The following is a 19,374-nucleotide window of genomic DNA, read 5'->3' on the forward strand; positions in this document are numbered from 1 at the left end:
ATTTGTTCACTTTTGTTCTCATTTTGTCAGTAGCAAAGGGCTCCCTCCCTTTTCGGCGCAAACTTCATGACCTATCTTGAAACCATGCGTTTCAACCAGCTTCTCTGTTCCTCTCCCAAAGGCCTTTATTGCCCGCCCGGCGATTTCTACATCGACCCCGTGCGCCCGGTGGAACGTGCGCTCATCACCCACGGGCATTCCGACCATGCCCGCTCCGGCCACACCCATGTGCTGGCAACGCCCGAAACGCTCGACATCATGGCGCTGCGCTACGGCGCAAACTTCGCCGAAACGACCCAACCGATAAGTCTCGGTGAAACCCTTACGATCAACGGTGTCCGGGTGAGTTTTCATGGCGCAGGCCACGTGCTCGGCTCTGCCCAGATCGCAGTGGAGAAGGCGGGAACCCGCATTGTCGCTTCCGGCGATTACAAGCGCGCAGCCGATCCGACCTGCGCGCCTTTTGAACCTATCGCCTGTGATGTCTTCATCACCGAAGCAACCTTTGCGCTGCCGGTGTTTCGTCACCCTGATGCTTCACACGAGATCGCAACACTTCTCAAATCAGCCCGGCAATTTCCCGAACGCGCGCACCTCGTCGGTGCCTATTCACTGGGCAAGGCACAGCGGGTTATCAAACTCATACGCAATGCTGGCTACTCGGAACCGATCTATATTCACGGGGCACTGGAAAATATCTGCGATTATTACCACTCACAAGGCATCGATCTAGGTCCGCTGGAACCAGCCACTCTGGAACGTGACGAAGCACAGCCGGATTTTGCAGGCAAGATCATCGTCGGTCCTCCATCGGCTTTCTCCGACCGCTGGGCACGGCGTTTTCCCGATCCCATTTCGGCTTTCGCCTCCGGCTGGATGCGCATCCGCCAGCGCGCCAGGCAACAGGGGGTAGAGCTGCCACTCGTCATTTCCGACCACTGCGACTGGGATGAACTGACGGCGACAATTACGGAAATTGCACCCGCCGAAGTGTGGGTCACGCATGGACGGGAAGAAGCGCTCGTTCGCTGGTGCGAGTTGCAGAACATACCGGCAAAGCCGCTCCATCTCGTCGGCTACGAAGATGAAGGTGATTGATGCGTGCTTTCGCCGAACTTCTTGACCGGCTGGTTCTGACACCGCAGCGCAACGGCAAGCTTCGGCTGCTTGTCGACTATTTCCGCACCACGCCAGATCCCGACCGTGGGCTGGCGCTCGCGGCCATCACACGCGATCTGGAACTGCAAAGTGTGAAACCGGCCATGCTGCGGGCGCTCATTGCCGAGCGGACCGATCCGACACTTTTTGCCTATTCCTACGACTATGTCGGTGATCTTGCCGAAACGATTTCGCTCATCTGGCCCGGCCCGAGCGAAACCGCCCCGGGGGCAAATCTGCCGCTTGGTATCGTCGTGCATGAACTGCAGCATGCCTCCCGCCGCGAAGGTCCCATGCTCGTCGCCGGATGGCTTGATCTGCTCGGCATTTCCGAACGGTATGCACTGTTGAAGCTCGTCACCGGCGGTTTGCGCGTCGGGGTTTCAGCCCGTCTGGCCAAACAGGCCCTTGCTGATTTTGGTGGCGTCGACATCATAGAAATCGAGGAACTCTGGCACGGCCAATCACCGCCCTATGAGGCGCTTTTCGCCTGGCTGGAAGGCCGTTGTGAAAAGCCTGCCGCCACCGCAGCCGCACCGTTTCGCCCCGTCATGCTGGCAACTGCCCTTGATGAAGCTGACCTCTCCTCGCTCGATGCGTCTGCCTACAGTGCAGAGTGGAAATGGGACGGCATTCGCGTGCAGGCGGTTTCGGAAGGTGGCGTGCGCCGCCTCTATTCGCGCACCGGTGACGATATTTCCGGCGCATTTCCGGATATTCTGGAAGCTATGGATTTCGAAGGCGCAATCGACGGCGAACTGCTCGTCGGTCATCACGGCGAAACTGGCATAGAAACAGCCACTTTTTCCGATCTCCAGCAAAGGCTGAACCGCAAGACCGTGAGCGCGAAGCAGTTACGCGACTATCCGGCTTTCGTGCGCGCCTACGATCTGTTGCAGGAAGGAAACCAGCAAACAGGCAGCGATTTGCGCACCTTGCCTTTTTCCGAGCGCCGCGCCCGCCTGCAAAATTTCGTCGGCGGGCTCGATCCGCGCCGCTTTGATCTCTCACCCGTCCTGCCCTTTGGCGACTTTCAGGAACTGGCGGAGTTTCGCTCCAATCCGCCCCATCCCGTCATCGAAGGTGTGATGCTGAAGCGTCACGACAGTACCTATGTGCCCGGACGCCCCAAGGGGCCATGGTTCAAGTGGAAGCGCGATCCCTTCACCGTCGACGCTGTGATCGTTTATGCCCAGCGTGGGCACGGCAAGCGCTCCAGCTATTATTCGGATTTCACCTTTGCCGTCTGGACGGGACCAGAAGACGAGCCGGTGCTGGTACCGGTCGGCAAGGCCTATTTCGGCTTTACAGACGAAGAACTGAAATTGCTGGACAAGTTTGTGCGCGAAAATACCACCGAGCGCTTCGGGCCGGTCCGGTCTGTCCGCGCCGAACCCGATCATGGGCTTGTGGTAGAAGTCGCTTTCGAAGGCCTCAACCGTTCCACGCGCCACAAATCAGGTGTCGCCATGCGCTTTCCGCGGTTTTCACGACTACGCTGGGACAAGCCGCCCCGCGAAGCGGACCGGCTTGAAATGCTGGAAAAGCTGCTGACCTGACGAGAGCGCCGATCTGATTGAAGCAGATCGAAAGGCGCTCTAAGCTTTTGTTTTTACGCGCATCTTATCCGAAAACCGTTTCACACTTTTCGGGATGCGCTCTAATCAACTGCCGTCGATACGCGAATTTCGTAAATGTTGACCGGCTTGCCGGAACCGCTCAAATCCGAATTGACCGTGATGGTACCTGCGCGACCTGCCTTCTGGCCGGACGGAATATCCATATCGAAAAGGAAGTCGCTCACGGAATCGCGCACGTCGTAGCGCCTGCGCCCGCAATCGCCAAGTCCCCCGAAATCGCAATTGACCGACATCTGGGTCGTCTTGCCGTCGTCAGCGCGTGCCACGATGTCGAAGGTCGCCTTTTTGCCTTCCAGCTGGTTCAAAATGCCTTCGCCAACATCGAATGTGACCGTATCTTCCGCACCGGAAGACTGGATGCGAGCAAAACTGCGTGTGCCTTCCTGTCTGATTTCAGCCGTCGCACGTCCTTTGACCGACATGCGTGTCGCCTCGGACGGCTGGAAGATGGTTATCCACTTTAGTCCGCCCGGCTCCTCGCCTTCTTTCAAGGGCGCAATATTGCCATCGCTATGCAGCGGATTGTTCGCCGGCCCACGGCTCAAATCGATAAAGCTGTTATAGAGCGAATAACCGATGAAAGCGGCGACAGCCAGTACGAGCGCCGGTATGCCGTAGCTGTAGAAAGGTGAATGGCGTTTCTTTTTCCTGCGGTCCTTGCGCGAGACGCCGCCCTCATAGCCAAGGTCGGCATTGCTGCGCTTCTTCTGCCGCGAGGTCGCACGAATATCGCCGGTGTCGAGTGCGGGCGATGCTTCTTCCGCCCTGCCGCCAAGCACCGGGTCTTCTCTGAACGAAGCGCCGTGCGACGGCTCGCGACGATCTTCCGTGCTGCTGCCGGTCTTGAATTCCTGTTCAATACGAGAGATTGCATCCTTCAGTTTCTGACGACGCTCTTCCTTTTGCGCATCGCTGAGCGCGGTGTTCGTCGCAAGAGCGCGCTCATGCGCACCCCAGGCGGATTCATAAATTCGCTGGCGGGTCGCCGGATTATGCGCATCCGCCTTGGCAAATGCATTCCTGATCGCGCGCTCAATACTTTCCAAAGGCTGCTCTTCCCTTGTTCGTTCTTCCCGCCATCTTGTCACGCCCCCAACAGGAGCAAGCGGTCCCCGATACAGACGATTTCATAAGCCTCAGCGAAATTAACGTCTGAATCAAGGCATTTACCTGTTCATCACCCGCTTTGACTAGCTGATAAGCATGTCGGAGACACCTAATATTAACTCTGAATGCGGTTTTCCCCCATCCGTATAGCGTTACAGGATCAAACTGCGCCCGTTGCGGGTGAGCAAAACATCCTGAAGTGTGCAGGCGATTCCCTCCCAATAGGCATTTTCGGCAGAGGCAGCGCCCCTATGCTTCCAAAACATGCAAATCGGCTGGCTTTCGACACGCCTTGTCAAGCTTTTCAACAACAGCGGGGCAGACCCTATCGACAAGCTGGCTCGCACGCTTTTGATATTGCCGTTGGACAAAGAGCTGCTAAAACTATTACGTTTACGCAAACGTCAATCAAGGAGGACAGTTGAAGATGGCCTTGCCGGATATTCTGAAAAGCAGACTGCGCATCCCGGTGGTTGGTGCTCCCCTATTCATCATTTCCCACCCGGCTCTGGTGATGGCGCAGTGCAAGGCAGGTGTCGTCGGCTCTTTTCCTGCGCTCAATGCCCGCCCCGAAGCGCAGCTTGATGAATGGCTGGCAGAGATTACGGAAGGCCTTTCCGCTTACGACAAGGCCAATCCCGACCGGCCATCCGCGCCATTCGCGGTCAACCAGATCGCGCACCGTTCCAACAAGCGGCTTGAGCACGATCTCGGCCTTTGTGTGAAGTACAAGGTGCCGATTGTCATTTCCTCGCTCGGTGCAGTGCCGGAAGTGAATGCCGCGATCCATTCCTATGGCGGCATCGTCCTTCATGACGTCATCAACAACCGCCACGCCAATTCAGCAATCCGCAAGGGTGCGGACGGCCTCATCGCAGTTGCTGCCGGTGCGGGCGGCCATGCGGGCGCGCTATCGCCCTTCGCACTTGTGCAGGAAATCCGCTCCTGGTTCGATGGACCCTTGCTCCTTTCCGGCGCCATCGCCAATGGCGGCTCCATCCTTGCGGCGCAGGCCATGGGCGCCGATCTTGCCTATATCGGCTCGCCCTTCATCGCCACGACAGAAGCGCGTGCGACAGATGCCTATAAACAGATGATCGTCGACTCGAATTCATCCGACATCGTCTACTCCAACTATTTCACGGGCATTGGAGGCAACTACCTGAAGCCGTCCATCGCTAATTCGGGCCTCGACCCGGACAACCTTCCGAAGGCTGATCCTTCCAAGATGGACTTCGACAAGGCGCAGCAGGACGGCGCCAAGGCCTGGAAGGATATCTGGGGCTGCGGTCAGGGCATCGGCGCTATCCGCGAAGTGGCTCCTGCCGGACAACTGATCGACCGGCTCGAGCGTGAATATAGGGAGGCTCGCCAGCACCTTTGCGCGGGCGCGTGATTCTCTGATTTTCACGACACCGCGTCGGCTTCGACGGCCGGCGCGGTGTCAGCACTCCATATGCCCGACGAAACTACCATAACTTCCATCTCGCAAAACCGGCTCGCTTGCGCAGTGTCAGGCTCTCGCGATAGGCATGGCGTGAAACCTTTTGAACAAACATACATATTGTTTGATTTGGGCCTTGCTTTCCTCCATGCTTTTGGTTATCAGCGCACCGTCCAGCCAGAAATGGTTGGCTTCCTTCGGGAAATTGGAACGCAATGTTCCGGGCCGCTTTAGCTCAGTTGGTAGAGCACATCATTCGTAATGATGGGGTCAGGTGTTCGAGTCACCTAAGCGGCACCAATAAAATCAAGTATTTAGCACTTGTTCTCAACACTTCATATAATCTCGTGTCACCAAAGTGTCACCACGAGTGCATATGCCTCGGTGGCTCGTGGGTATAGAATGGGTCAGCGCGCAAATTCACTTGGAAGCGCGCTACACGATTTCCACTCACTTATGAAACCAGCCCCAGATTTTGAGCGTGTTTTCGTACAACGATGCGATGCCAACAATGATTGCAAGAACGGTTATCGCGAGCCACTTCACGACATGGCCCATGGTGCGGACGGTCGCATAAAACTTGATGGCGTCTTCCAAATTATCGATATCGTCTTCGTCCAGCTTCGAAAGAAAATCTTTCGTCCGGTCTGGAAGTTCGACCATGCGGTTAACTGTGGGCGCTTCTTTGTCCATCGGCGTCATGCCTTCCATCCACAGAGCTTTGCGCCCTTCTCATTGTGAGAAAGCATGGCGGATACTTCCTGATCAGTCATAACAGCCAGAGCGGCAGGCGAAGGGCGCATAGGAGCCGAAACTAAACAGAATGAGCCTTGCGGGCTGGCGCAGGCTGAAAGCGCACATAGAGCGGCCAGTGCAATCACCTTGACCATTTCGACAGCCTTTCACGATTTTGCTGCGGATCGCGGCCCGCCACCGCTGCGTCAATTTCGTCCGCAACTGATCGAGCGGCAGAGCTTTCATCTTGCTGCCGGGTCTTTTCAGCGCCTTTGCCGTCTGACCGCCCCTTCAGGTACAGGCCGAGCGCCCCCGCGATGGCGAGGCCTATATAAGCTACCCATCCATTCGAAGCGGCGATAAGGCCAATGATTGCTTCAAGCATGGTCGGTCTCTCCAACCTTGTATCGCAGAAGGCGAGCTTTCTTGTTGATCCGGTGGCGGTCATACAGCCACCAGACAAACACGATGCCATTCACGATGACGCCTATAAGGGCATCGGCTGCGCCGTCATCCAGCCAGCCGCGAGCAATCAACATGCCGCCGACAACCTGAAGGATTTGCCGAATGATCGGGATAAGAAGGGCGATATCCATCACTTGCCCCCACCGAACAACGCTGCAATGGCGGCGAACACAGATGCCCAAAAGCCGGTCTCAATCTGTGGAACCGGCGCGCCGACTGGAATTGAAGTCACATTGCTTGGTGCGGCCTTCACCCGATCAAGCACCGCCTCAACCTTTTCCGGCGAGACAAGCGACTTGTTGAGCGGATCGCCAGCATAATAGCTCTGGCCGCGCTTCAGGTCGCGGTGCGCGCCCTTGACTGCGGTCAGCACTGGCAGAGAGGCCCATTCCTGAGCCAAACGCTTGCCAAACTCTGCGCGGCTGATCTCGCCAGAAACAAAGTCTTCATAGCCGCGCCGCTTCAGCAGATGGAATGCAAGCCGATCCTGCAAATTGGCATCGAATACCTGCGTTCCTCGCAACCCAAGCTCGCGTGACAAGTCTTGCAGTGTGGCGCGCATGAACTGGTATCGGCCAGAGGCCGAAGACTTGAAGCGCTTGGTAAAGGAAGCCTGCGCATCGATAAGCTCTCCAATGGTCATCTTGGTGATCGGCGTGGGCAACTTGTTCTGATTGTTGCCATAGATCACGTCATAACCGCGCGGTGCTTCGATATCGCCAATGAAATCGAGAAGAATTGCGGCTCCTGCCGGGACTGTCTTGTCCATAAACTTGCCTTCCGCCAAATGAAAAAGCCGCCCCGAAGGACGGCTACAGATTTTCATTTGAGAGGCGAAAGACTGAGGGACTTGCCTATATTTTGCTGGCACTGCGCCAAAAATCATTCCTTTGCTCGATTGTCCATTGCATCGCTTGCCGCACCGCGTCAGTTAACCAATGTAAACGATTGAAGTTCTGAGCACCCACTACGAACATTTGCGCATTGAACTTGTCATCTTCTGTCGGAAGCTGATCGATAATGGCTTGCAACGGTGTGGGAATAACGCCGCCTTGCATTGCAGCAAGAGCTTCATCCTTGCTGATGATCCCGATAGCGGCCAAATACTGGAAGAACTGGCGTCGGCTGATTTCGTCGGGGATCGGCTCAGACGATGGGCTTGGTTCAACAATTGCCGCGCCATCCCAAATCTTTCCGTACACATTGCCACCGGGGCCATATGTAAAGCCAAAATCGCTATCAATACCAATGATATCGACCCCTGCAATTTGGGACTGCTCGATATCGTTAGTCATAGAGATGATCGCCCCTGAAGCATCAACCGCGATGTAAAACTGATGTGGAAACTCCTTCGCAAGGTCAACGATATCTACACCATCTTCATTGCGAAAGAACAGAACATTGTACTGCTGGTCGGGAGCAAAAACAGGCGATCCGTCTTCGTTCACCCCGATTTGTGGGCCTTTGAGAATAATAGGCTCTAGGGCCGCGGTCATTTTACCAAAGTTTTTCATTACCAACCTCCCAAGGCGCGCCAGCCCACATTAGGAATGAAAATCTGAGGCTGACGCATACCGAAATATAAATTTCTGTCACTGCCAGCCGCCCCCCACGTGGACGTGTGGACATACCCATTTGCTTCCATAACGTTGTTAGGAATGCCGCCCGAAACTGGAATGGGGATGGACGCTTGAATAAAGCCTGAGAAGCGCGTGTCAGTTACACGCCAGTTGAGTTGATTGAGAATATCAGCCCAAGCATAACCGCCAACGCGCTCAGCATTCGCGGCATATCCAGCCTGAGAAGCATACCCAACATTCAGAGTGGTTGTGGAATAATAATAGAAATTGTTGAAATTCCCGTCCCAACCGCCACCGATCAATGCAGGTGGCTGACCGGGAGTTACGTCGCCACCGATAAAATTCAGAGCGCTACCATCTTGCCGACGCGGATAAGCGCGGCCCGCCATATTGCCAGCGACAATATTATTGACTTCGGTTTTACTATAATGGATCGCTGCCAGCGCAGTCTTAATGTTGCCCCATGTCGATTTGAACATGGTAGAGCCGCCAGCCTCGACGCCGGAGAAGAAATCTCCATCGGCTGGCGTTGCCTTGCCATTTGCTGCCGCAATCGCTGCGCCTACGCTTCCAGTGTTTATGAGCGCCTTTATTTTTGTCCAGAGCGTTTTTTTGGGCTTATTGCCATCCGCACTATCAACGATAACCACGCTATCAGCATCAACAGGTGTTTCCTTTGCAGCGATATCCCCAATCGCTTGGATGCTTTCGGCCTTGCTGTAAACATCTAGATTTTCACGAGCCTGCGTAGCGCTCTGACCGCCTGTGCCGCCTGTCGCAACAGAGCGCGCCGCATTCAAGTCCGCCGCAATATCTTCCAACGGTACATTATGCTGCTGCGCTTCGATTGTTTCGCCAGTAACCGCCTCATAGACTGGCGGCAGCGAGTAAACGCCTTGTCCGTTGCGGGGCATGGGCTTCCTTCCAGATTAAATCTCTGGTCGGATTGTTGAAAAATACCCGCGAAAGAGAGAGGGACTTGCGCTTTCGGGGCTTTATTTTCCCCTTATGTTCTGGCAGGATTCAAATGACTATGGGGGATTTCATGAAGCTTATCATTGCTATTTGTCTTGGCGTTCTTTCGCTAACAGCCTGTCAAACAAAGCCCATTGAACAAATGAGCTATACTGAAGTCAAAACGCTCGCCGGAGAAATTCAGAAGCGCTGCTATGCCCAAGGCGTCAAACCTAACACGCGAGAATACGATATATGTATCCGTCAGGAGATTAGCCGGGAGCAGTCAACCCGCGTTGCAAATAGGCAGCGGCAGATTGCATTTGGTGAAGCAATGAGCGAAGCTGGTGCAAACATGCAACGTAACGCTGCGATGAATAGGCCAGTAAACTGCACGTCATCGCGTGGTTATGGCACAACAATCAACACGACTTGTTATTGATGAACGACATAGACCACGACCCTTATGAGCCAAAGATTGATCGTCGCCCATTTCCATGGTGGGCAGCGTGGCTTGTCGTCGGTCTGGGCTGGCTCTGGTATCTGAGCTTCCGGCAAATTGATTGGGCATCAATTGCTCTTGGAGCGCTTAGCATGGGTATATTAGCTTCATGGGCAATAGACAAGACTGGAAACCGCGTTCCAGATAGTTGGAAAACCCGACGCTAATTCAGCGCCCGGTTTCCTCCTGCCGCGACACCCAAATTCATTATAGTATTGATGAGCGCACGCCGATTGGCGTCACTGACACCCTTGAGCGTGGCACGGTTCAGGGCTTCCGCAGCACGCTGCGGGTTGGTTTCCATGATGATCTTGGCCACCCGCTCGACCACGGCAGGCGGCGTGCCTTTCGCCTCGGTCAGAACCTTTGTGGCAGCGGCTACCATTGCATCTTTTACACTGCCGCGCATAAGACCCGCCATGATTGAGGGATCAAACTTAGCCATGTCTGCCATGTCTGCCAAATTGTCGGCAGTCTTCGAACCACCCATGGCTTCGTTTGCGGTTGTGAACATTTTCTGTTCCCGCGCGATCCTGCGGCCCATCTGCTGCGCTCTATCAGGCATGGCAAAGGCAGGGAATTCCTGTCCGGTCTTTTCTGATATCAGCATGCGCGCCTTGTTCGTGGTGGGTGCTGAAGACGCACTTTCAATGCGGGCAATCCAAGGATCGGCATAGCCGGAGCGGAAAGCAGACTGTTCGCCAGCAGAGAGGTCATTGAAAACACCGATATTATCAGCGGCACGTGCCCGACTGGATGCAGCCTGCGTGCCGGTATCTATTGCGTCTATAACCTTGCTCTGGCTTTTGAATGTGTCGTTCGCGGCCCGATATGCTGGCGAAGCGCTTTCAAGCGCGGCATCAAGCTGAGAATTCAACTGACCGAGAACACGCGCGCGGTTCCCCTGTCCCGCCCGCTTCGCTGCCTCAACAGCATCACTAACATCCTTTTTGAGCGTCAATACCCGGTTGAAATCTGACAGTACCGATTTGTCATCGGTCATGCGGGCACGAAAACCTGTCAGAGCGCGTTCAATGCTATCACCTGCAATATCGTCAGCCGGGGAAACAATCTGCTGAACGCCGGGGCGAATAGTATCATCGATATGCTGGATAGCAGACGACAGGTCTACCGAGCCTGCGCTGTTTCGGGCTACTGCATAGTTTGTGTCTGCCAAGGCATCACGCGCAGCGGTAAGACTGGTTGCGCGCTGCGCGGCGGTATCGGTCGCCCCGAAGCCTTCAGCAACGGCATTAGCCAGCCTGTCACCTTGTCCAGTTTGTCGGCGCACGAGAGCTTCAATAACTTCCTGCCGAGCATCGTTCGGGGTGCGCGCGACTGTGGATAGCAGGCGACGGCCATTCAAACCCATCGCATCCGCTACAGTGAACATATCTTGCCCGTCAGCGGCTGCGTTTTCCAGCGCGCGGGAAACCTTGTCAGGCGTTGTACCAGCCCGCTGTAATGCCGTATCTATTGCAGCATCAGCATATTTTTGTGGCTGAAGACGCGCCGCAATGGGGGCGATCAATGGTTTTGTCGCGGCGGAAATTCCTGCAATGGCGTAGGGCGCTGCCGCACCTGTCGCGCCGCCAAGAACCAACCCCTTGCCAGCCTCGTTTAGGCGACCCATGCCGCCCTCGCCGCTACCAAATCCATACGCGCCGCCCATCAATGCGCCGTCAATCGCTGACATAGCGGCAAGTCTGTTCAACCCCGCACCTGAATTTGCTGCATTAGCGGTTAGAGAAAGCCCACCTTTCGCTAGTCCAGTTGCGCCTGTTAAGACACCGCCAATCTGGCCAGCGTAATATGAACCTGCATGGTCCTCAACCGCACGGCGTTCTGCTTCACGCATTCTGCCAAGATTATAATTGTAATCGCCTCCAAATGGCACAGTGAGAGCGGCGGACGCCTCGTCAAGAAGCCCAAAGCCTGCACCCTGACCAGCGCCGATGCCTGCCGCCGTCGCGCGCCCTTGTGGGATATTCGGATTGGCAGAACTGCGCAGGTCCTCCATTTGGCCAGTTTCAGGGTTGAAAACCATTCCTTCAGGCGGCTGACCATATGTACCATCTTCGTTGCGAGGGTCAGGCAGTTTTGCGCCCCCGCGCGCGACGGTTGGGCCGACAGTTCCATCATTCGTAAATGACTGAGAGGAACGAACCCGGCGAATTTCATTCGCGAAAGCGGTAGCCGCCGCCGTATCACCAGCGGCGTCAGCATTACGCAGTGCTTGTTCAAGTTGATCTATTGTCGCCATTTTAACCGCCGTACTTTTTCAAAAGATCATCTATAGAACCGCCAGCGGGCGCTTGTGGTTGCAGGACTGGTCCGGCTTGACCCGACGCACCGCCACCAGCCTGCTGCCGGGCGCGCTGAACGCCGGTCATGACGATTTGCCTAAGCTCCCCAAGAGCCTGACGGTAGTCAGCCGGGTTCTGGGCAGCATTCAGGCGCGCAATAGCTTGGGTGGCCTTCTGGCCTTCAATCTCTGTGATCTGACCGCCGCCCTTGAGAGAATTGAAGGCCTGCAAAAATGCCTGACCGCCGATCTGATCCATTTTCGACTGAACACGTGCGGCTTCTGCCGAGACGTTCGGCAGTCTGCTGCTGACCGGCCCTACCATGCTGTCAAGGTATGGATCAGTATCCAGACTATCAATCATGCCGAGGATAGCGTTAGCGTTCGCTTCTACTACCGGCAGGTTTGCCGATGCTTCGCCCTGCGCTTTGCCTGCTGCGCCTTCAGATGCTGCGCCTGCAACGTCCTTCGGAATTGTGCCGATGGGTTGCTGAGTAATGGGATTTATCAGTACGAAGTGCGTGCCAGCATCTAGCTTGATCGGTTCTTTCGACAAAGTGACACCTTCTGGCATCTGCGACTGAACAACCTTGCCGTTTTTACCCAACTGCAACAGAACAGGGTTGCCGTCCTTGTCTAAGCCGTATTGCGGATTAAGGCCAAGATCACCGGAAGGCGCATTAGGGTTCGTAGGAAGGTCGCGGATTTCGCCGGTGCGCTGATTAAACAGCCGGTTGTCATCTAGCTTGGACCAGTCCGAAGTCTGACCGCCGCGCGTGATATCCTGCTGAAGCTTCTGCATCTGAAGCTGTCGCATCGGGTCGCCTTGCTCCATCTGCTTTTGCAGCAGTGCATTGACCATGGCGCGCTGATTATCGTTCAACCATGGATTTTGCGCCGCCTGCATAAGCTTCTGCACCATAGCGCCGCGAGTGTCGCCGCCCTGCTGGTTTGCGAAAGGCTGACCGGTCGGCGCAGGCGGGAAAACGCCGGAAGCGTCGGCAACCTGCTGCGGTGCCTGACCCTGAGGCGCAAGCGCCCCACCAAGCATCATATCATTCTGACGCAACAGCGCATCACGGATCGCGGCTTTCGGGTCGTTTTGCTGTTGTGGCTGCACAGATGCCATCTGTTGAGGCTGCGGCTGACCACCTTGAAACGGCATGCCAGCACCTGCCGAAAGCTGCGGGTTCCCCGTAAAGTCGTAAGGTGCAACGGCAGGCGCAGCCAGCTGCTGGTTGGCCATGGGCTGCAATGCCTGCCGTGGGTCAATCGCTGCCCCGTTTGTAGTGTCAGGCATCGGCTGCGCCGGGATCGGTGTAAAATCACTCTGTACAGCCGGTGACATTCCGATAGACGGATCAAGGCTGGCAACCTGCGTGCCCTGCGGTTGCTGTGGCAGGTTGATGGAGCGAGCAATTGCGCCGACAGAGCGTGAATAGTTCGGGTCTGTTGCATAACCAGAAGCGCCGAGCGCTTGCAACTGAGCGTCCAGACCCTGTGCTTCCCGCATAGGACGATAACGCTTATTGCTCGCGATGAAATCAGCATACCCGGCAACGCTATCCTGTGGGCTGGCAAAGGTGCGGAAACTGTCATTGATCTTGACCCGCTGGCCGTTGATAACCTCGTGCGTGGTAAGGTTCTGACCGCCGCCCTGACCGTGGCTTTTGATGCCAAAGAAATTATTGCCCGGCGCAGATTTTCCCCATCCGGTTTCCTGCGCGGCCTGCGCGACGATGATACGTGGATCAACGCCGATACGCTGCCCATGCTCAATTGCTGCTGGCAAAAGCGTATCAATGAATTTCTGTTTGTCGCCAGAAAGATCAACCGTAGCGCCTGTGTCGGGCGTTGTGCCGGTTGCCGCGCCGCTTGTAGGAGAAGCGCCGCCAGCAACAGCCGATGGATAGGCAGCGCCACCGCCGCCGAAAAGCGAACTGAAGTCGATACCGCCAAAGGCCTGATCAGCGCTTTCGCGTCCGGCCTTCTCGCCAGCATTTGCGCGCCGGTTCATGACATTTGCAACGATGCCGTCACCAAGAGCATTGATGCCCTCGCCAATCGTACGCGGTGCACGGTTCTGGCCAAGCAAGGCCATTGCGATTTCCCGCTTTCGCTTGATGCTTTCAGGTGTTTCGCCAGTGTCGCCGCCGAAGATAAAGCCAACCATTATGCAGCCTCCACGGCTTTGTCGTAATCGACAATACGAACGTCACCGATACGGCTCACCGCATCAGGGTTCACCTGCTCGACTTCCTGAGCAATCAGGCCGATATGTGTCATACCGTCGCCCTTATAATTGTAGGCATAGACCGGCAGGCCATTATCAAGCACGCCGACGCGGCGGATATTCTCTTTCGACCGAACGTCAGACAGGCCAATGAGTTTGCCGCCCAAGCCAAACAGACCGCCGAGAATACCGCCCGTCTGGGCCTGCTGTTGCTGCCAAGCGCCAAGTCGGTTCTGATAATCTTGATTGATGATACCAGCCACGTCAGTGGTTGCGATCTGGCTATTTGCCGAGTTAACGAAATTCGGCCCGGTGACCTGCGCACCGGAAAGAAGCGCCGAGATTTCATTAATCGGCTGGTTGCGCTGCTGATACTGCTCCTGAAGCCACTGGTTGCGCTGTGCATTCTGCGCATTGAACATAGTCTGCTGATCGGCAAACTGCTGCCCGGCAAGGCCGTTGTTGCCCTGCGTAGCCTGAAACTGGTTATTCCACATCTGCTGATTGGCATTGTTGCCGAATGTAGCCTGATCACGAGACAAGCCAGCAAGGCGGCTCTGTTCCTGCCCACCGGCAAGAATGGCCTGCATGCGGGCATCGTTCGACGCCTGCGCATTTTGGTTCATGGCAGTTTCAAACGCCTTCGAACCCGGCATAATGCCCTGATTGGCCAAACGCTGTTCCAGTGCTGACCGATCCTGTTCAAGCTGCGGGTTGATGCGTGACATAAGCGCGTCTTCAACCTTCTGCCGGTCGGCGCTGAAATCGTCGGTATAGCTGGTTTGTAGCTGTGGCCCACCTGTGTACTGCTGGTACTGCGGCGCAGTCATATTGCCAGCATTCCCCGCTGCCGGTGCGCCGCCTAAGTCAAACGGCTTCCCAAGTAGATCATTCAGGCGCGACGACTGAGAATTAGCGAGCTTGCCAAGATTGAGATTGGTAACGTCTTCCTGATCCTTGATAGCCTGCTGCTGCTGTGAAAGCTGCTGCGTAGCCGTAAACTGTGGGATATCGTAAGTTTTCCCGGTGTATGGATCATAATACTTCTGCATGCCGGTCTGGCTGTACGTCAAAGAGCCGTCCGGCGTGACCTGATTGATATTGTTCAGATACGAGTTTGCAACCGCCGTTCCAATGTTGGTGCCGGTCTGGGCTGCGCTCGTTTCCTTCGGATCAGGGGATTTTGGAGCCTTGCTCTTACCCACGGCATATTCTCCGGCCAGTTCATCACATGACCGAAGAATGAAATTTTTAGTGCGAAAGACTGAGGCACTTGCGATTGAAGCGGCTTGCTTTCCAGTCATCATCCGTCAGGGTGAATATGAATTCGTTATGATCCCTGCCGCGCAGCCGGGGAATGAGGACTTCGGAAAAGCCGTATGCGCGTGCAATGCGGATCATCGGTGCATTGCGTTCTGAAACACGCATAACGACCATCTGACAACCGGCATCGTCAAAGACATAATCGAACATGCGCTGTAGAACTGGCCGGTTCAGCCACCGGCGAGACAATGAGGCGGCGGACATTTCAATGACACCGGCGCGCGGCTCGTAATTGTGGAAAACAACTGCCCCGGCCAAGCGCCCGTCATCCTCACTCACACCCATGGCAACAGCGCTATCACCGAAACCAAGGCCAGAGCCGCCAATCTGCTTATCAACAAAGGCGCATAGATGAGCGCGCAAAAGCGGATTGCTACTGTCGCCCCATACAATATTCATATTACGCTGCCCGCCTCATACAAAAGATGAACGGCGATCAGTTCAAGCTCTGGCGGTGAAACGCGGCCAGTGGTCACAACGACACCAGCAGACAATGCCTCACCGTTCGCAGCGACAGACTGCCATTCACTGAGGAACTTCTTGCTTTCAGCCTTCCCCCAGGTACTTTCTCCCCAGATCGCGCCGCCCCAGACATTGCCGCTCGCATCGCCATAGCTGATACCAGCATTTGGAATATCCACCTGATAATCAGCATTGGCGAACATGATAGGCTCAAACTTGTTGTTCGAGCGCATGACGCATCGCGCATGAACGGCGCTCTTGCTCACCGGTGACCCCATATTATCAAAACGTGGCAATACGGCTGCTGCATATGGGATGCCACATTCTGAGCCGCCTGTTTCGCCCTGAATTACCTGTCCGTCACTCGTGCCAAAATATAACTTGTCATCGAACACAATGGCGCAACGGGCATCCCATCCCGTATATCGACACCAAGCGCCGGTCTTTGCATTCGCAACCAGACTATATTTCATACCGCCAGCGAATGCAGGCACAACGACAAGCAAAAGGCTTTCTGTCGGCCACACTATCGCGCTGAAGTCATACCCGGCGAATGCGCGCGAGAAAACAACATCGCGCCAAAGCGTTTCGATAGGAAAGGTGATTGCGACCGATGCAAGCCCGGCCCGATCCTTCTGCATGATCTGCGAAACGCTGACAATACCGTCATCGGTGATGATAGCTATGTCACCGCCAGTCTTGAAAAAAGCATTCTTGCCGAGCGGTCGGCCAATCACGTAAGTGCCAACTTTGGACCATGTGTCTACAGTATCGGGGTTGGTTCCTTGGAACACGGCAACTTCGCCCATATCGGTGACAAAGACGCACATATCATCCATGCCGCTACCGCTGTCAGTTGACCATGTGCCGCCGAATAGAAGCGCCCCGCCCTTAGGGAAGGTACTGCCCATCGGCAATTCCTTGGCTGCGCCGCCATAAGATAGCGTCGGCAGATACCAAGCTGACATTGAGCCGCCCTCAACAAAAAATAGACGGTTCTGATATGCCCAAACGGCTGATAATTTGTTGGTCTGGACGCCGTTGATGCCGGGCGTTGAAGTGTCCGTGATATCGGTCCACGCAGTGCCGTCATAGCGCTTCATAGGGTCAGAGCCATTCACAGCAATAAGGGAGGAACTGCCCGCACTGTTCGAAAACATGACGCTTGACCATTTGCCACTGGATAGACCAGACAACACCGGGGAAAGTTCCGTTTCAGGATCAGGCGGCGTTGTCACGTCGAAAATGCCGGTCGGAGTTGCCGCAAACAGCTTCTTTGCCCCGCCAGTCTCATAGCTCATGAAAGTGCGGATATCTTCCGAACCAACATCGGCACGCTTGGTACTGCCACGGCGCATGCGTGCGCCTTGCGGCGTCGGGAACCAATTATCCATGACCTCGGCACCTTCACCCTGCGGAACTGCCAAGCTGTCATTTTGGATCAACCCCCGCCGTGGAGCAGGGAAAATCTTGGTTTGCGACACCTGCACATCGGCGGTAGGCGGTGAGCCTATACGGCTAAAGAACATGGCCTATCCTCACGCTGGCGGGATGAAATCGGGAACCGGAATATCAAATGGGCTGCGCATAGAAGGAGGTTCGCCAAAGCTGATTGAGCGAATACCGCGCGCATCGTTTATCAGGCGGGACAAGCGGCCCTCATACTCATTGAGCCGGTCAGCATATGGCATGCCCTTTGCGCGCCGGAAGCGCCAGACCACGCCAAGGCGCACCAGATCGGCAGGAAATAGGCATTCTGCTTCCTCGACCGTCCATTCGCTCTTGTAAGCGCCTGCGGCAACGTTCCAGTTCTTCGAGACGTAGGAAACTATGACGCGCTGATTTGCTTCAAGCGGGCGATAGAAGCCAATGTTATAGGCACCGTCGCTGCCCTGAATTCGGTAATAGCGATTGCCACCGGCAGAACCTAACTGCTTCAGGTGCGACCATGCACCGTTGCTGGTGATGGGAATGCAGTCCCGGCGTGTTGTGGTCGGCTCGTAAACGGCCAATTCGTCGCGAGTGACGCGCAGGAAATCAGCCGGAAGATTGTAATTCTCGACACCTGTGCCGATGACGGGCAAATCAATAGTGATCGGGTTGGGCCAGTCCAGACGCTGAAGCAATTCCTCAACTGTGTCGCTGAGATAATCCTTCATGTCCATGTATGAAAGATCGGTGGCCGGAACCCATGCGCCCGGTGCTTTCAATTTGCACTCGCGCGCGGCCCGGTTCATGAGTTCCGACACCTTGACCATTACTTGCCCCCGATCATTGCAAGCAGAGCGAACAGACCGAGGGCAAACGAGCCATACGCAAGCTTGATGGAGAACCGCCAATACTGGCGATCCTGCCCGACAAACTGCGATGCAGCGGCCAGAAAGGCAGCAATCAGCGCGACCGCCCGCGAGAAGTCACCGCCATAGACGATGACCCCCACGAGAAAGACGGCAGCAAAAATGCTGGCGCTGAGTGCAAAACCAAGGAATTCAAGCCCCTTTTCCATTAGGCCTTCTCCGTTTCCTCGGTTTCTTCCTGTTCGTCTTCAACTTCGGCCTTGGCCTTGCCACGCTTAGGCTTGTTTGCTTCTTCGAGAAGCTCCATAGCGGCGGCAAGCTGGTCCTTCAGCGCGTCAATTTCGTCCTGTTGCTTCGCCATCTGGTCAGCAACAACACTACGGTCAGCGGCTTCAAGGAAGGCCTTTGCCTGCGTGACAAGATCGCGGACGTTCGGAAGGTGAACCTTGCCCATGACGCTATCCGTCAGGGTTGCCACGTCTTCAACGGTTCGCAGCCCAACCCGGCGCAAGGCTTCCGCCTGTTCCGCTGTCACACCCGGCCAGACTGCAAGCGGCGTACCGTCCAGCGGCATTTCGCGGCCATCTTTCCAAGCCCTATAGGCTGGCTCGATCATTTCCCAACGCGCGCGCATGAAGCCAAGCTTCTTGCCGTCATCGTCGTTGTCGATGGCGTCAGGGGGCATCATATTGGCCACGCGGTCGGTGATGCGCGAAGTCATGATTGCATGCACAGGGGCATACTCGACAAGCTCAACCTCGCGGTCATTCTTCTTGGTCTTCGGGTTGAAAAGATATTCAGTCTTGAACCCGATAACCCGGATCGTCGGAGCGTCCATTTCTCTATTCCTCTATCGTTGGAAGGCAGAGAGCGGGGCCGAAACCCCGCCCGTTCGTCAGATCGCGGTTTTCATGAACCAAGCTTCATCACCGTTCGCGAGTGCGAAGGCGGGAGAAGTCCAGTCACCAGCACCGCCAGCCATGGTCATGGCTGGTTCTGTCAGCACCGACACCGTGGAAGCGGCAATTGCTGCCGATGCCTTGGCGTAAATGTAGACGTGACCGTCATCACCGGTGAAAGTCGTTCCGAGCTTCACCTTGCTGGCCTGATCGTTCTTTTCGCCGGGCTTCATGCCGACAAAGGGAGTGATTGGATAAGGCATCAGATTT

20 protein-coding genes and 1 tRNA gene are annotated in these 19,374 nt (G+C 55.6%); 5 read left to right on the forward strand and 16 right to left on the reverse strand.

Annotated features, from left to right (window positions below; translation table 11 throughout):
* The first annotated feature begins 84 nt into the window (after nucleotides 1-84).
* Together MKS82_RS21755 and MKS82_RS21760 are read left to right on the forward strand one after the other, a co-directional pair.
* On the forward strand, nucleotides 85-1,098 hold the full coding sequence (locus tag MKS82_RS21755; RefSeq protein WP_109989367.1) for a ligase-associated DNA damage response exonuclease: 1,014 nt from the start codon (nucleotides 85-87) through the stop codon (nucleotides 1,096-1,098).
* Nucleotides 1,098-2,717, forward strand: coding sequence for a cisplatin damage response ATP-dependent DNA ligase (locus tag MKS82_RS21760; RefSeq protein WP_109989366.1), 1,620 nt, complete (start codon nucleotides 1,098-1,100; stop codon nucleotides 2,715-2,717). The genes MKS82_RS21755 and MKS82_RS21760 overlap by 1 nt, the downstream gene beginning before the upstream one ends.
* Before the next feature lie 101 nt (nucleotides 2,718-2,818).
* Here the strand turns inward: MKS82_RS21760 and MKS82_RS21765 are convergent, their stop codons facing one another.
* Entirely contained in the window at nucleotides 2,819-3,844 is a 1,026-nt protein-coding gene (locus MKS82_RS21765) for a hypothetical protein (RefSeq protein WP_109989365.1), read from the reverse strand.
* A gap of 488 nt (nucleotides 3,845-4,332) precedes the next feature.
* Here MKS82_RS21765 and MKS82_RS21770 point away from each other — a divergent pair, with 488 nt between their 5' ends.
* Both MKS82_RS21770 and MKS82_RS21775 read left to right on the forward strand, forming a co-directional pair.
* Entirely contained in the window at nucleotides 4,333-5,301 is a 969-nt protein-coding gene (locus MKS82_RS21770) for an NAD(P)H-dependent flavin oxidoreductase (RefSeq protein WP_109989363.1), read from the forward strand.
* Between the two features lie 272 nt (nucleotides 5,302-5,573).
* Nucleotides 5,574-5,649, forward strand: a tRNA-Thr gene (locus tag MKS82_RS21775).
* A 150-nt stretch (nucleotides 5,650-5,799) separates the two neighbouring features.
* On the opposite strand, the gene MKS82_RS21780 is transcribed toward MKS82_RS21775, so the two are convergent.
* The 6 genes from MKS82_RS21780 to MKS82_RS21805 all read right to left on the reverse strand — a co-directional run bounded on the left by MKS82_RS21780 (nucleotide 5,800) and on the right by MKS82_RS21805 (nucleotide 9,043).
* Nucleotides 5,800-6,042 (reverse strand): hypothetical protein, encoded by a 243-nt coding sequence (locus MKS82_RS21780; RefSeq protein ID WP_176588232.1) that lies wholly within the window; start codon nucleotides 6,040-6,042, stop codon nucleotides 5,800-5,802.
* A 184-nt stretch (nucleotides 6,043-6,226) separates the two neighbouring features.
* Nucleotides 6,227-6,469, reverse strand: coding sequence for a hypothetical protein (locus MKS82_RS21785; protein ID WP_240579217.1), 243 nt, complete (start codon nucleotides 6,467-6,469; stop codon nucleotides 6,227-6,229).
* Nucleotides 6,462-6,680: a Pam3-gp28 family putative phage holin gene (locus MKS82_RS21790; protein WP_008936516.1), complete on the reverse strand. Its 219-nt coding sequence runs from the start codon at nucleotides 6,678-6,680 to the stop codon at nucleotides 6,462-6,464. Before MKS82_RS21790 ends, MKS82_RS21785 begins: the two co-directional genes overlap by 8 nt.
* Nucleotides 6,680-7,318: a hypothetical protein gene (locus tag MKS82_RS21795; protein ID WP_240579218.1), complete on the reverse strand. Its 639-nt coding sequence runs from the start codon at nucleotides 7,316-7,318 to the stop codon at nucleotides 6,680-6,682. Before MKS82_RS21795 ends, MKS82_RS21790 begins: the two co-directional genes overlap by 1 nt.
* Nucleotides 7,319-7,403: 85 nt before the next feature.
* Complete coding sequence (locus MKS82_RS21800; protein WP_240579219.1) at nucleotides 7,404-8,063, reverse strand: hypothetical protein; 660 nt, start codon at nucleotides 8,061-8,063, stop codon at nucleotides 7,404-7,406.
* Nucleotides 8,063-9,043, reverse strand: coding sequence for a hypothetical protein (locus MKS82_RS21805; protein WP_240579220.1), 981 nt, complete (start codon nucleotides 9,041-9,043; stop codon nucleotides 8,063-8,065). Before MKS82_RS21805 ends, MKS82_RS21800 begins: the two co-directional genes overlap by 1 nt.
* 131 nt (nucleotides 9,044-9,174) lie before the next feature.
* On the opposite strand from MKS82_RS21805, the gene MKS82_RS21810 reads away from it, so the two are divergent.
* Nucleotides 9,175-9,525, forward strand: a complete 351-nt coding sequence (locus MKS82_RS21810) for a hypothetical protein (RefSeq protein ID WP_240579221.1) — start codon at nucleotides 9,175-9,177, stop codon at nucleotides 9,523-9,525.
* Between the two features lie 223 nt (nucleotides 9,526-9,748).
* Here MKS82_RS21810 and MKS82_RS21815 read toward each other — a convergent pair whose 3' ends face one another.
* Genes MKS82_RS21815 through MKS82_RS21855 form a run of 9 tightly spaced genes read right to left on the reverse strand, consistent with a single transcriptional unit; the run spans nucleotide 9,749 to nucleotide 19,367 of the window.
* A complete protein-coding gene (locus MKS82_RS21815; protein ID WP_240579222.1) occupies nucleotides 9,749-11,848 on the reverse strand; it encodes a hypothetical protein in 2,100 nt (699 codons plus the stop codon).
* 1 nt (nucleotide 11,849) lies between these two features.
* Nucleotides 11,850-14,063 carry a glycoside hydrolase family 73 protein gene (locus tag MKS82_RS29675; RefSeq protein WP_445558091.1) on the reverse strand — a complete coding sequence of 738 codons (2,214 nt, stop codon included), beginning with the start codon at nucleotides 14,061-14,063 and terminating at the stop codon, nucleotides 11,850-11,852.
* Nucleotides 14,063-15,328 (reverse strand): tail fiber domain-containing protein, encoded by a 1,266-nt coding sequence (locus MKS82_RS21825; RefSeq protein ID WP_240579223.1) that lies wholly within the window; start codon nucleotides 15,326-15,328, stop codon nucleotides 14,063-14,065. Before MKS82_RS21825 ends, MKS82_RS29675 begins: the two co-directional genes overlap by 1 nt.
* Nucleotides 15,329-15,374: 46 nt before the next feature.
* On the reverse strand, nucleotides 15,375-15,845 hold the full coding sequence (locus tag MKS82_RS21830; RefSeq protein ID WP_240579224.1) for a GNAT family N-acetyltransferase: 471 nt from the start codon (nucleotides 15,843-15,845) through the stop codon (nucleotides 15,375-15,377).
* Nucleotides 15,842-17,437, reverse strand: coding sequence for a hypothetical protein (locus tag MKS82_RS21835; protein WP_240579225.1), 1,596 nt, complete (start codon nucleotides 17,435-17,437; stop codon nucleotides 15,842-15,844). The genes MKS82_RS21830 and MKS82_RS21835 overlap by 4 nt, the downstream gene beginning before the upstream one ends.
* 9 nt (nucleotides 17,438-17,446) lie before the next feature.
* The gene (locus MKS82_RS21840; RefSeq protein ID WP_240579226.1) at nucleotides 17,447-18,166 is read right to left on the reverse strand and encodes a phage adaptor protein; all 720 of its coding nucleotides are present in this window, start codon (nucleotides 18,164-18,166) and stop codon (nucleotides 17,447-17,449) included.
* Entirely contained in the window at nucleotides 18,166-18,414 is a 249-nt protein-coding gene (locus MKS82_RS21845; protein WP_240579227.1) for a hypothetical protein, read from the reverse strand. Before MKS82_RS21845 ends, MKS82_RS21840 begins: the two co-directional genes overlap by 1 nt.
* Nucleotides 18,414-19,043 (reverse strand): hypothetical protein, encoded by a 630-nt coding sequence (locus MKS82_RS21850; RefSeq protein WP_240579228.1) that lies wholly within the window; start codon nucleotides 19,041-19,043, stop codon nucleotides 18,414-18,416. Before MKS82_RS21850 ends, MKS82_RS21845 begins: the two co-directional genes overlap by 1 nt.
* 57 nt (nucleotides 19,044-19,100) lie before the next feature.
* Nucleotides 19,101-19,367, reverse strand: coding sequence for a hypothetical protein (locus tag MKS82_RS21855; RefSeq protein ID WP_008936504.1), 267 nt, complete (start codon nucleotides 19,365-19,367; stop codon nucleotides 19,101-19,103).
* Nucleotides 19,368-19,374: the final 7 nt, after the last annotated feature.

Source organism: Ochrobactrum sp. A-1, assembly GCF_022488005.1.
Taxonomy (GTDB): domain Bacteria; phylum Pseudomonadota; class Alphaproteobacteria; order Rhizobiales; family Rhizobiaceae; genus Brucella.